Here is a 12689-nt window from a genome sequence, read left to right on the forward strand (position 1 = left end):
ATCAGGGGCGACAGCCCAGGCTCTCTCGGGTGATAGCACCGCTGTGAGGATTGACACCGTCGGCAGTGGCGCAAAGAGCCCGCTGCTGGGGAAGATCGAGAACGGCATCGGTGAAATCAGCGCCTTCGATGCGCGCATCCGTGAACCGGCTCTGCATCAACATCGCATTGGTGAAGACGGCCCCTCTCAGGTCAGCCCTGTCAAAGCGACTGGCGAATCCAACAACATCGGACAGATCGGCATCACGCAGATCAGCACCTTGCAACGAAGAGGTGTTGATCACTGCTCCCCTCAAATCGGTGCCGCTGAGGTTGACATCGCGAAGATCGGCTTTGAGGAACTCTTTCTCTTTGAGATCCAAACCGTGCATGTCGGCCGTGATCTCCTGAACAGCCCGCTGTCCTCGCAATTCGGGCGCAGTGATGGCACTGACCGATTCGGAGAGACCGCAGACCGCCAGAAACAAAAACGTCAAACACACCAGAAAAGAAGCAAGACCTGCTCTAGATCGCATCAGGGAACTGAACACCGACGGTTAATTTGTCCGCTCACGATATGGCAGCTGCCAGCGGAGCGAGTTCCATGGCCATGAGCCTGAGGGTGGTCGTCCCCCCCCACCCCTTGATTGGACATTGGCTCACAGTCCTGCGGCAGCGGCAGACCCCATCAGCCATATACGCCACTGCTTTTCAGGAACTGGGGAAGTGGCTGACCTATGAGGCCCTGAGGGACTGGCTCCCACACCAACAACAAACCGTTGATTCCGAACAGGGACCGACGCAAGGGACGGTGATCGCACAGGGCATCCCATTGATCAACATTCCTCTGCTCCCCACCGCCCTCGACCTCTGGCAGGGGGCGAGAGGACTTGTGCCGAACGCCATCCTTTGCCTCGAGGGTGTCCCCGATCAGATCGAAGCCAATGCAGGTGTTCTGGTGTACATCGACCAGATCACCGATGGAAAACGGCTCCAATCGGTTCTCATTCAACTGCAGGAGAAGGAACTGGATGGTCGACGCCTGAGGGTGATCTGCGCTGTTGCATCGAATCCAGGACTCAAAGTTCTGGGTGAATCCTTTCCGGATCTGACGGTCTACACCGCATGCATCGACGCAGATTTGACGGCATCTGGACTGATCAGTCCTGGGATTGGTGACCCGATGCAACGTCTTGATTTCAGATCTACAGCTCGTAACTAGCATCAAGACAGGGATTTCGTCACAGATGGGCCAGCATCACGACACCGCTCCCGCCACCCTGGTCACCTTGATCACCGGTGCAGTGATTGGTGCAACAGGACTTGCATGGTGGCTGCTGAATGAGACGGAACGGCGCAGACGTCTGGGGAAGCAGCGGGCCATGCTCTACGCACCCCGGATGCAGGACGGCTCTGAGGTTCTCGAACCACACCCCAACGGAGATCACCGCGACAAACAACTTGAAGAGCGGGTCGAAAAACTCAACGCAGCGATTGCTGATGTCAGGCGTCAACTGGAGAGCATGGGGGGAGGCAGCTGAGCGAGGGGGGATCGGTAGGTTGGCAGCTACGCACCAGAGGCTGATCGAACCATGCTTCGTTCCGATGCTGTGACGAAAGGGATCCAGCGTTCACCCAACCGAGCGATGTTGAGAGCCGTCGGTTTTGGTGATGCGGATTTCGGCAAGCCCATCGTCGGTATCGCCAACGGTTACAGCACAATCACACCCTGCAATGTTGGTCTGAACGATCTCGCTCGTCGCGCCGAGGACGCTGCACGACAAGCAGGTGGCATGCCGCAGATGTTTGGAACCATCACCGTGAGCGATGGAATTTCGATGGGCACGGAAGGGATGAAGTACTCGCTGGTGAGTCGCGAGGTGATCGCCGATGCAATTGAGACGGCGTGCAACGGCCAGAGCATGGATGGTGTGCTGGCGGTGGGTGGCTGTGACAAGAACATGCCGGGGGCCATGTTGGCCATGGCGCGTATGAACATCCCATCCGTCTTCGTCTATGGCGGGACGATCAAACCTGGAAAGCTCGGAGGTTGTGATCTCACTGTCGTTAGTGCCTTCGAAGCTGTCGGTCAGCTCACAAGTGGAAAAATCGATGTGGAGCAGCTGACGGCCGTTGAAAAAAATGCCTGTCCAGGAGCAGGAAGTTGCGGAGGGATGTTTACAGCCAACACGATGAGCGCGGCCATTGAAACCATGGGCCTAAGCCTGCCCTACAGCTCAACAATGGCAGCGGAGGATGAAGAGAAAGCCGACAGTGCTGCTCGGTCTGCTGAAGTCTTGGTGAATGCTGTTCAAGCCAATATCCGGCCCTTGGACCTGCTCACAAAAGAAGCCTTTGAAAATGCTGTAAGCGTGATCATGGCGGTGGGAGGTTCAACGAATGCAGTCCTGCATTTGTTGGCCATCGCCCGTACAGCGGGAGTGGAACTCAGCATTGATGACTTTGAACGAATCAGGCAGCGTGTTCCCGTGATTTGTGACCTCAAACCAAGTGGGCGTTACGTCACGGTTGACCTGCACAATGCCGGCGGCATACCCCAAGTCATGAAGTTGTTGCTGAAGGCTGGCTTGCTGCATGGGGAATGCCGAACTGTTGAGGGTAAAACTCTGCGAGAGGTTCTGGCCGATGTGCCCTCAGCACCTCCGGCAGATCAGGATGTAATTCGAACAATGGACAAACCGCTCTATTCAAAAGGGCACCTGGCCATTTTGAAAGGAAATTTGGCAATCGAGGGTGGGGTGGCGAAGATCAGTGGAGTCAAAAAGCCTGTTCTCACCGGACCAGCCAGGGTTTTTGAGAGTGAGGAGGATTGTCTCGCTGCAATTTTGGACAAACAGATCAACGCAGGAGACGTGGTGGTGGTCCGCTACGAAGGACCTGTTGGGGGACCAGGAATGCGTGAAATGCTGGCACCGACCTCAGCGATCGTTGGTCAGGGACTTGGAGACAAAGTGGCATTGATCACTGATGGACGTTTCAGTGGTGGTACCTATGGATTAGTAGTAGGCCACGTGGCTCCCGAAGCAGCGGTCGGAGGCAACATCGGACTTGTCGAAGAAGGTGACAGCATTACTGTCGATGCCAATCAGTTGTTGTTGCAATTGAATGTGAATGAAGTGGAGTTAGTCCGCAGGCGTGCAAAGTGGGTCAAGCCAAAACCTCGTTATCGGACGGGGATCCTTGGCAAATATTCACGTTTGGTTGCCAGCGCAAGTCGTGGTGCCGTCACTGATCAACCTGATTGAAACCATGAAAAACTGGATTAACTTCAAACAAAAACAATATTCTTCAGCAATAGCTCTAATGCCTGCAAATAACAAAAATCACTGTGTCAAATCTGGCTAAAATTACTAAAAAATATCCAAAGAATTTGCATTATCGGATCAATGGCCAACAACCAAAGGAAAATTACGAAACAAGCCCAGCAATCTATACTTCAACCTAAAATTGCATGGTGCAAATTATCTCAATGAATAATAATCAGAAACAAGTAGGCTCGCTGCTGGCGCGAGAGAGAAGAAATGGAGAACAACAAACGTCAAATTAATCGAATATTTTCTGCTTAAACAACTGCATAGTTCAATAACTTACGGGATTTTTTTGAAACAAAAAACAGACAAAGTAGTCACAGAGCATCTCTACCTGCAATCACCAAGGTGAATTCGAAGAACAAATAATATATGTTTGCAATGCAACAGCAACCTTGACGACACTGCTGGCAGGGTTAGAATAATAAGATCAAGAGTAATGCATGGACTTGGCTCCGGAAAAAATTCAACTTATCCCAATCTTTATATTGATGGTTATTGGCTGCTTTGGGCTTTTAACTTCAAAGTCCATTTTGCGTTCATTGTTCGCGCTTGATGTTATTGATACTGCGACAATCAGCATCTTTGTGTTAATCGCAGCCAGCAATGGCACGCAAACTCCAATTATTTCTGAGAATTTGTATAGCAACTATGCAGACCCATACCCACAGGCGATAATACTAACTGCCATCGTTATCGGTTTCGCGACTCAAGCATTACTATGTGCCATTGCATTAAGGCTTGGCAGAGTCTCACCAATGCTTCGATACCGCGATTTAGAGAAATAAGATGAATGAAGCGATTATTCTTGGGTTTCTGATTTTTCTACCCGCAACACTTGGATTCATTGGCTGTGTTTTCCCAAAAATAACGTTCCCTCTGAGCATTACGATGCTCGCAGGGTATGCATTGTCTTCTTTGTATGCATTGAACCACGATATAAATTATGCGTTCACACTGATTGGCGAAGGTGGCATACAATTTTCAATTGACCGCTACAGTTTTCCACTTATCTTTGGAAGCTCACTAACACTTTTAATCGTATTTGGTTTGTTCTCCAAGAGGTTTTCTCACTATTACTATCAAGTATGCCTGGTGCTGCTTACAGCATTATTGGTATCTTTTAGCACTGTTGATTTAATTAGTTTGTTCATTGCCCTTGAACTGCTGGGCTTTACGGCTTTTTTACTTATTGCAGATAAAAACGACAAGAGAGCTTTGTTCCTATCTTTCCAGTATTTAATCGGTGGCGGCCTAGCCATGCTGATTTACTTGATAGGTGTTATTCAAGCATTCACATTTACAGGTACTTTTTTAATTGCTGATCTTGGTAATGCACCTGAGACAGCCTTGTGTTTGATCATCGCTGGACTACTTACGAAGGCAGGCGTCTTTATTTGCGGTCTATGGGTCCCCAACGTCTATTCCCATGCCAACTGTCAATCAGCAGCTGTTTTATCAGGGTGCGTGACATGCGCAGCAATCGCTCCGATTGAAAGAATGAGTGTCACACTGGCGCCGATTGGTGAAACATTAAGTGTTCTGGGTGTCTTGAGCGCGGTAATCGCAGCAATTTATGCAGTGTTTGAACGTGATAGTGGTCGTGCACTTGGATGGAGTTCAGTATCACAACTTGGCATCGCAATACTTAGCCCAACTTACGGATGTCTTTATGCCATGCAACATGGAATCTGTAAAACGCTTCTTTTTTCAACCTTGCATAACGATATTGATGAGGCCCAAATAACGAAAAGTGATGGGGCAAGGAATAATATTAGAAACCATGAGGAAACAACAAGAGAAATTGTGAGGGTCTTAACATTTATCATGGCAAGCTTATCAATCATGGGATTCCCACTCTTAGCAGGATTTGTTACAAAAGCATGGATTAAAAATGATTTGGCAGATGAAGCAAAAATCATCTTTACAACAAGCGCACTATTGACATCGACCGTATACGCAAGATTGATATTTGACAGAGTCAATACACTTAGAACAAACTATGATCTACCAAATTACTTCGCCAGCCTCAAATTACCGAATGAGCTAAAAATGAGCATCTCTGCATCGAGATCGTTGATACTAATATTTTCGATAATCATGCTTGTGATTACTTCTTTATCACAAATTGATTTATACACAAGTTACAGTATTCGCTCAGCCATTTTGTCAGCGTTTTTGGGCGGGATCCTCTTCACATCAGTTGTTGGGATCCAAGCCGACCAATGGGTGAAACCAGTCACTCGAACACTTGATTTAGTTGGAGCACCATTTCTCGTTGCAGCTCTACTGCTCGCAAACCTCCTCTATTTTAAAATCTAGTGAAAAATCTTATCCGGCTTTTTATTATTATCTCATTCAGGCTCCTATTATGGTGCCTAATGACATCATCATTTGATGCAAAAAATATTGGTTTTGGGTTAATTATCAGCTGCCTTATTCCATTTGGCCAATATAAAAACTTGCAGCTGCGATCTGTTTTACCAGAACTATTGTTGACACTAAAGCTACCGATAGATATGCTGATAGAAAGTATAAAAGTGATGGCCATCAAGAATCCTCGTGATAAATTTACAACCATAGAAATCAGTCCGATGGCAAAGAAAAATTCACAATTATCCATTTTCATGGATATATTTCGAATAACGTTTACGCCGATGAGCATGGTCGTAGGACGTGCTGATGATGATCATTGGAAAATTCATACTATTGTCTCATCTAAATCTGATCAATATGGAGAACATAAATGATTGAATTCCACACACCAGAATGGTACACCTATGTATTCATCTATGTGATGTTAGTGATTAGCCTTGTGCCTATTATTGCAATTTCAAGATCGAATGATCCTGCTGCAAGAATTGCTTTCGCAGCCAGTTTCAGTACAAAACTTGCATGTTTAATTATTGCAGCAGGCATTTTCAGGCAGGACTGGATGATCGGCTGTATTGGAGCCTTTATTTTAATTGTTGGTGATGCAGGCATGCTTTTACTATCACTCTTGGAAATGAAGTTAAGATCATGATTATATTATCTAATTTTCTCATTATTCTTGGTCTTTTATTCTGGCTGTGGGGTACTTTGCCAATCGTAAACAAACAGCATTCACTCTTGTACAAATTGCATACTTTAACAGTGTCTGATAGTGTTGGATCATTGATTCTTCTCTTCGGATTATTATGTCGTGTTCCAGACTACTGGCCACTTCTTGTTGTAACTGCGATTTCACTATCAATTTGGAACACAATTTTTAGTTACATAATCGCAAATATTGCGGAGAAAAAGCTTTGAATCAATCACTTTTATCTACTGGTTTTTTGCTTCCATTTGAAGTTCTACTTCCCGTTTTGGGAGTTTTATTAATTCGATCAGTTTCACCGATTAATACATTAATTTATAGATCTTTTCTTGGAAGTATTGCAGCATTGCTCTATGCATTGGTTGGTGCCCCCGACGTAGCTTTAACAGAAGTCATGGTGGGAACATTACTTTCTTCGCTGCTTTATATCGTAACGATTCGATCATGCTATACAGTTGTGGTTATACGCGACAAAAGAAGTCAGCCTGAAGATAAAACTGATGAAGCACTGAAAAATATTTTTGAAGAACTAAATTTAAGTATTGATTTTCAGCTAGAACAACTCTCATCAAATATTTTACAGGATATTAAATTCTTACATTCATCATCAATGTCTGGATCACCACATGCGATTCTGTTGGATAAGAATTTGTATGTTGAAGTTGAAAGTTTAAAGCAAGACATCATTAATACAAAAACCTATATCTCTTCAGATCAATCAATTACTGTCAGTCTTATTCCCGATCATCAACAATCGTCACAACCGATTTCATCATGAAGCCATCTTTAAAGCTCACAATTAATTCAGATGTTGCCAAATCTGCGGTCTATCTGGTGGCAATTAGCGTTGTTATGTTAATGGTTTTATTTACAAGATCAGATTCATTCGCGCGTGATACAAATCTGATTGTTAGTCAACTCAGCGAATACACTAAGATACCAAATGTAGTAACTTCTGTAATACTTGGTACGCGACTTTTTGACACCATTGGCGAGGTAACGGTCTTTACAGTAGCTGGCTTAGGAGTAAAAATATTACTTGGCCACGAACAAACGGAAGCTGAACAATTCGGAATTAAAGACCAATCGATTCGTATTCTATTAAACTTTGCAGCTCTTTTAAGCTTTATTCTTGCAATAGATCTAGCACTCAAAGGGCACCTCACTCCTGGCGGGGGTTTTGCTTCAGGTGTTGCCGGAGCCACTGCTGTGACGATCTTGATGCTTACGGGAGAGCTGCAACGTATTGAGCGGCTTTACTTCCAGGCAAACGCTGCAGCAATGGAAAAATTTGCTGTTGTTTGTTTTGTTATCGTTGCATTTACAACCTTCGCATCATTTTTAATCCCTGACTCGATTGCTGCATCAATATCACCACGTGTTTATATCCCCTTACTTAATGTTGTTGCGGCATTTAAGGTGACAATTGGATCTTGGTCGATCCTGCGATTGTATATCCTTAAGAGAGGGGTGATTTAGTCGAGTATCACGAGAAAAAAATTACACATGCAATACAAAAAAATTATCTGTAAATTCATACGATCAAATATAATTTATTGGAAATTGCTTTTGTTACCAATTCAATTCAACCCTATAAGGAAGCAAAAAATAACAACTTTGCAAACTTGCCATTAGGGATAGGAAATGAGAAGGTAGTAATGAGAAAATCTCAATAGGATGATAAAGATGGATAAGTTCAGAATTCTCCTTTACGATAATGGCACTTGTCATCATGCTGAATGAACGGGGACTGCCTCCATGCAGTGAGTCGTATGGCAATCTTCAGGTGGTTGCTTGGTTGCCTAATTATCTGCACCTTCCTATTGATATATCCGAGCATGAGCATGGCCGTTGAAAATAATTTTATAAATGGAATTCAGGAACGAGGATACATTAAAATAGGATTGCCACCCTATAACACTCCGCCAGCTTATTATATTGATCCGAAAACAAAGGAACTGAGTGGTTATGACGTCGATTTCGCACGAAAACTAGCCAGCGAACTAGAAGTTGATGTTAAGTTTTATCGAAACTCTAAAGATTTTAATGATCTTGTCAGACGTGTAGGAGCTAAAGAATTTGACCTCGCGATGGGCAAGTTAGGTACAACTTATGAACGCTTGTTCAATGCGTTTCCAGTACAGTATATGAAACTTCGACATGCGATTCTGGCGAACCGTCAGTCGCTTGAAAAGAATGATTTGAGGAGTGGGCTTCCAGATTTTGGAGACAGGCTCAAAAACTCGTCAATTCGAATCGGTAGAATGGGTGGTTCAATTTGGGATACGGAAGTAAGGCGTGTATTTCCAAATGCTAAAATTATCAAATTTAAAGATTGGGGGGAAGTTAAGGAAGCATTATTTGAGGGTCGTGTTGATGCAATTTATAGAGATGCAACTGAAATCAAGGCCATTGTTTACCAAGACCCCAACCTTGCGATTCAATATGTACCTATACTTTTTGAGGATGAATTAACAATGACATCGATATTTATGTCTGAATCTGGGAAATTTGGCTTTAGCGATTTTCTAAAATTTTTTATTGATAGAGAATGGGGTGAAATTAAAAATGACAGCGCAATCTTTGAAGAGTTTCAAGATTACTACAACTCGCTTTCTAAATTTCAACCATGAATTACATTTCAATTGTCTTCAATTGGCTAATCGCAACCCTACCTAAGCTTCGTAGACCCAAAAATTTCTTTTTAATTATTCTGCCACTTTCCCTACTTTTGGGAAGACTTGCATCTGACTATTCGGTTCTACTTAATGAAATTAGTGAAGGATTAATCAATTTAATTGCATTCCCCGCTATACCTCTTGTACTTTCAGCAGTGATGGTATCAATTGCAAATATTTTTAGTGTTGAAGAACGTTCGAAACCAGATCGATTCAAATTTGCCAGCAGATTTGGAGTGGCATTGACCTGCGTTGTTCTTTTTATATCAATCCTTGCTCTTCTTCTCTCGATATATCAATCACCTGGAATATTATCTCCTGAAGGCAGACTAAATATTGGCCGTTTTATGCTTGATGAATTAGATATTCGTATTGGTGGTTCAATTGTAGAAAGCGAGCCAACATATTGGTTTGACAGCATCATTCCTACCAACATTCTATTTGACGCGTCAAATAATAACACACTGAAAGTAATTAGTGGTTCAATAATTGCAGGTTTGGCGATGTCACGTCTCAGCTCTGAGAAAGTTAAACCTCTAATCAATCTGCTTCGGAGTATTAATTCGATTTCGGTTCAAGTTTTAAACATTGTCTTGAATCTTGCGCCATTGGTGCTGATTTTCGTGATTGCATCGGCCGTAACAAAAATAAATTCTCAAATAATAGTCACTTTATTAAATTTCTCAATCTGTGTTTTCTTTACAGCTGTTATATCCCTTGGTATTTCGAGACTGATATTCAAACGTTTTACGACTAGAGATGAGCGTCTTTTGTTTGCTACGAATCCCATCGACAAAATCTTCTTGCTGGCTTTGTCTACAGGAAGCAGTATGTCAGCCTACTCATTGATATTCGATACATTAATGAAATTAAAAAGAGATCAAGCTGAGGTTGAAGCATCAGTCTCTTTAAGTTTGCTAGTCGCGAGACTTGGCAATGTCACCTACAATGTTATTGCAATCATGTTCGCACTTAATTTATACGAAGTCCAGTTGAATCCCTTGATCATGATTGAGGTTCTATTTTTCGGAATTGCAACAGGTTTCTCAACCGCAGGCTTAACAGGAGTAACAACAATACGGACAATCAGTCTGGCATTGTCGAGTTTCCAAGTACCAACGCAACCTGTAATACCACTTCTCATGGTGATCGATCCCATACTTTCACTTCCAAGGGCTGCGACAACAGCTGTACTTGCCACAGCAATCGGATTGATCGCATCTGTAGGCTCGACACGGGCTGGGGAAACCGTCGACGCAGGAGAACAGATTCATCCCATCGGGCTGGATCCAGGCATCATTGGGGCGGACTGAAATTAATTAAGGCACATCGACTTTGAAGGCGATTAGAGCAATGATTCTTGCTGAGTGGCACTGATGACTCCCTTCCATAGAGCCCCATCAAGATCGACCATCCGTCGTTGTTGAGTTGCTAGTGCAATTGGAACATGTGTGAAGAAGTTGTTCCAATGTCCAATCACAACATCGGTCTTTCCTGCCATTCCAGCATGAACAGCATGTTCAGCAAGTAAATAGCAAAATACAGCATCAGCCGCATTAGCCTTCACACTACGAATATGATAACTTGGGTCAATATATTTCATCGTAACGCTCTGATTCATCCGACTAAATCTGGAACTAATTTCGTCTTTTAGAAAAACTCCGATATCGTCTTTTAAAATATTGCCAGACGGGTCTGTCTTCTGAACACGTTCGTTAAACAACCTCTGTCCTGCTCCTTCTGCTACAACGATGACAGCATGCTGGTTGTGTTCAAGCTTTTGTGTTAAAGCTGATATCAACCCTTTCTCTCCATCCAATTGAAAATCTATTTCTGGTATCAAGCAAAAATCAACAACGGAGTTGGCCAAGGAAGCAGTTGCAGCAATGAAGCCAGAATCACGACCCATCACTTTGACAATACCAATCCCACGATCCGCACCCTCTGCTTCACAATGTGCTGATGTAATGATTTCAGAAGCAACCTGAACTGAAGTTTCGAATCCAAACGTCTTCTCAATAAAACCTAAATCATTATCAATCGTTTTCGGGATTCCAATCACGCTGATCGGCAACTGGCGCTGCTCGATTTCTGAAGCGATAGCACTCGCTCCTCGTAGGGTTCCATCACCGCCAATACAGAACAATAGATTGATCTTATTCTTCACCAATTGATCAACCATTTCTTTTGGGTCTTGATTACCACGGGAAGAACCAAGAATTGTTCCACCCCGAGTATGGAGCTGATCAACAGCCTGAGAGTTTAAGCTAAAGGGCCGATGAGCAGCCTCCGCTGTTAAACCTTTATATCCATAGCGAATTCCATCGATGTGCTTTACCCCGTAGTCGCCTTCTAACGTTCGTACAACTCCCTTAATCACATTGTTCAATCCTGGACATAGTCCACCACAGGTAATAATGGCAGCTCTAGATTCAGCTGGATTGTGAAAGATTGACTGCCTGGGGCCGGCCTTTTCGAAGCTTGGAAAAGTGTTACAGCTTTCAATTTGCTGAAAAATATTGTGAACCTGACTGGAAAAGGCGATCCGATCTGAATCAGAAACAAACTGATGATTTATTCCAGGTGCTTTCAGTAGGGAGGGTCCAAGATTTTTGATGTTGAAGTCAAAATCATCTGGACGACTGAGAACATTTTCATAAATCATTGAGATTGAGCAATAAAGCAGAGTTCATTTTAGTAGTGTGATGGATTAAGGTAATCAGATTAGACTCTATTCATTGAACGAAATAAATCGTTTTAAGTCAATAAAGACTCCTTGATCAAGTGAACTTAAAACAGCGGTTTAATGCTCGGATTTAAAAAAGAAAAGTACATTTTAAATCAATTACAATGCCTTCAAAGAAAAAACATCAGTCGCATTATCAACCACATCGCTGCTTAGAGATTGTTTGTTGCTTCCGCATCTGCAAGAACCACGATCTCTTTGCTTGAATTAACAAGTTTTGCTGGGGTGCGATCCGGTGATTCATCGGGATCTAACAGCCTTTTCAGGGCAACCTGTTTCGCTGCGCCACTAACCAAAAACACAACCTGTCTGGCAGCACTCAGCACAGGAGCTGTCAGCGTGATCCGATCCAACCCTTTGCCCCGTCCAACGGTGACCCAGCGGTCCGTGGTTTTAGCTGCCTGCGTTCCAGGAAACAACGAAGCAGTATGTCCATCGTCTCCCAAACCCAGCAGCATCAGATCAAAGATCGGTGGTTCTCCTTCGCAAAGCTCCGCAACGGATCGACCAAAGGCATCAGCACTCGCCTCAGCATTGGCCAACTCCACGGTGGGAACCGGATGAAATGCTGCCCTTGAACCAGGTTCAGCCGCAAGAAGCGTTGTTCGAAGCATTCTGGCGTTGCTGGATGCATCATCAGGATCCACCCAGCGCTCATCACCCAGCATCACGTCAACTCTGTCCCAGGGAAGACGTTCCTTCCCCAGGAGCGCGTAAGCCCGGGCTGGAGTGCTGCCTCCCGAGAGTGCGATTTGGCAACGCTCACGTTGATCGAGCGTCAAGCTGATCTGAGATGCAATGAAATCAGATGTCTTTCGAGCGAGATCATCTGGATCACTTGCTCGATTAATGCGATAAGTTGTCATTTCTTATTGTGAA

The 12689-nt window shown here is 44.1% G+C and carries 15 protein-coding genes; 12 read left to right on the plus strand and 3 right to left on the minus strand.

All coding sequences use genetic code 11. The features are described 5' to 3' along the window. Window position 1: 1 nt before the first annotated feature. Complete coding sequence (locus tag SIB64_RS10420; RefSeq protein ID WP_413440147.1) at window positions 2–475, minus strand: pentapeptide repeat-containing protein; 474 nt, start codon at window positions 473–475, stop codon at window positions 2–4. A 107-nt stretch (window positions 476–582) separates the two neighbouring features. On the opposite strand from SIB64_RS10420, the gene SIB64_RS10425 reads away from it, so the two are divergent. From SIB64_RS10425 to SIB64_RS10480, 12 genes are all read left to right on the plus strand, one after another. Next, entirely contained in the window at window positions 583–1200 is a 618-nt protein-coding gene (locus tag SIB64_RS10425) for a uracil phosphoribosyltransferase (protein WP_413442987.1), read from the plus strand. A gap of 25 nt (window positions 1201–1225) precedes the next feature. Further along, on the plus strand, window positions 1226–1519 hold the full coding sequence (locus tag SIB64_RS10430) for a hypothetical protein (RefSeq protein WP_413440148.1): 294 nt from the start codon (window positions 1226–1228) through the stop codon (window positions 1517–1519). Window positions 1520–1570: 51 nt separating this feature from the next. Beyond that, on the plus strand, window positions 1571–3244 hold the full coding sequence (ilvD, locus tag SIB64_RS10435; RefSeq protein WP_413440149.1) for a dihydroxy-acid dehydratase: 1674 nt from the start codon (window positions 1571–1573) through the stop codon (window positions 3242–3244). A 506-nt stretch (window positions 3245–3750) separates the two neighbouring features. Beyond that, entirely contained in the window at window positions 3751–4095 is a 345-nt protein-coding gene (locus SIB64_RS10440) for a cation:proton antiporter subunit C (protein WP_413440150.1), read from the plus strand. 1 nt (window position 4096) lies between these two features. After that, window positions 4097–5629: a proton-conducting transporter membrane subunit gene (locus tag SIB64_RS10445; RefSeq protein ID WP_413440151.1), complete on the plus strand. Its 1533-nt coding sequence runs from the start codon at window positions 4097–4099 to the stop codon at window positions 5627–5629. 59 nt (window positions 5630–5688) lie between these two features. Beyond that, window positions 5689–6057, plus strand: coding sequence for a hypothetical protein (locus tag SIB64_RS10450; protein WP_413440152.1), 369 nt, complete (start codon window positions 5689–5691; stop codon window positions 6055–6057). After that, on the plus strand, window positions 6054–6332 hold the full coding sequence (locus tag SIB64_RS10455; protein WP_413440153.1) for a hypothetical protein: 279 nt from the start codon (window positions 6054–6056) through the stop codon (window positions 6330–6332). Before SIB64_RS10450 ends, SIB64_RS10455 begins: the two co-directional genes overlap by 4 nt. Next, window positions 6329–6598 carry a monovalent cation/H(+) antiporter subunit G gene (locus tag SIB64_RS10460; RefSeq protein WP_413440154.1) on the plus strand — a complete coding sequence of 90 codons (270 nt, stop codon included), beginning with the start codon at window positions 6329–6331 and terminating at the stop codon, window positions 6596–6598. Before SIB64_RS10455 ends, SIB64_RS10460 begins: the two co-directional genes overlap by 4 nt. Further along, window positions 6595–7164 carry a hydrogenase subunit MbhD domain-containing protein gene (locus SIB64_RS10465; RefSeq protein ID WP_413440155.1) on the plus strand — a complete coding sequence of 190 codons (570 nt, stop codon included), beginning with the start codon at window positions 6595–6597 and terminating at the stop codon, window positions 7162–7164. Before SIB64_RS10460 ends, SIB64_RS10465 begins: the two co-directional genes overlap by 4 nt. Continuing rightward, entirely contained in the window at window positions 7161–7865 is a 705-nt protein-coding gene (locus tag SIB64_RS10470; protein WP_413440156.1) for a Na(+)/H(+) antiporter subunit B, read from the plus strand. The genes SIB64_RS10465 and SIB64_RS10470 overlap by 4 nt, the downstream gene beginning before the upstream one ends. A gap of 365 nt (window positions 7866–8230) precedes the next feature. Further along, window positions 8231–9019, plus strand: a complete 789-nt coding sequence (locus SIB64_RS10475) for a substrate-binding periplasmic protein (protein ID WP_413440157.1) — start codon at window positions 8231–8233, stop codon at window positions 9017–9019. Next, window positions 9016–10377: a dicarboxylate/amino acid:cation symporter gene (locus SIB64_RS10480; protein WP_413440158.1), complete on the plus strand. Its 1362-nt coding sequence runs from the start codon at window positions 9016–9018 to the stop codon at window positions 10375–10377. Before SIB64_RS10475 ends, SIB64_RS10480 begins: the two co-directional genes overlap by 4 nt. A gap of 32 nt (window positions 10378–10409) precedes the next feature. On the opposite strand, the gene SIB64_RS10485 is transcribed toward SIB64_RS10480, so the two are convergent. Together SIB64_RS10485 and pgl are read right to left on the minus strand one after the other, a co-directional pair. Beyond that, window positions 10410–11729 (minus strand): ATP-dependent 6-phosphofructokinase, encoded by a 1320-nt coding sequence (locus tag SIB64_RS10485; protein WP_413440159.1) that lies wholly within the window; start codon window positions 11727–11729, stop codon window positions 10410–10412. Window positions 11730–11962: 233 nt separating this feature from the next. Beyond that, window positions 11963–12676, minus strand: a complete 714-nt coding sequence (pgl, locus tag SIB64_RS10490; RefSeq protein WP_413440160.1) for a 6-phosphogluconolactonase — start codon at window positions 12674–12676, stop codon at window positions 11963–11965. Window positions 12677–12689 lie beyond the last annotated feature (13 nt).

The sequence above is a fragment of the Synechococcus sp. MIT S1220 genome, assembly GCF_047303025.1.
Taxonomy (GTDB): domain Bacteria; phylum Cyanobacteriota; class Cyanobacteriia; order PCC-6307; family Cyanobiaceae; genus Parasynechococcus.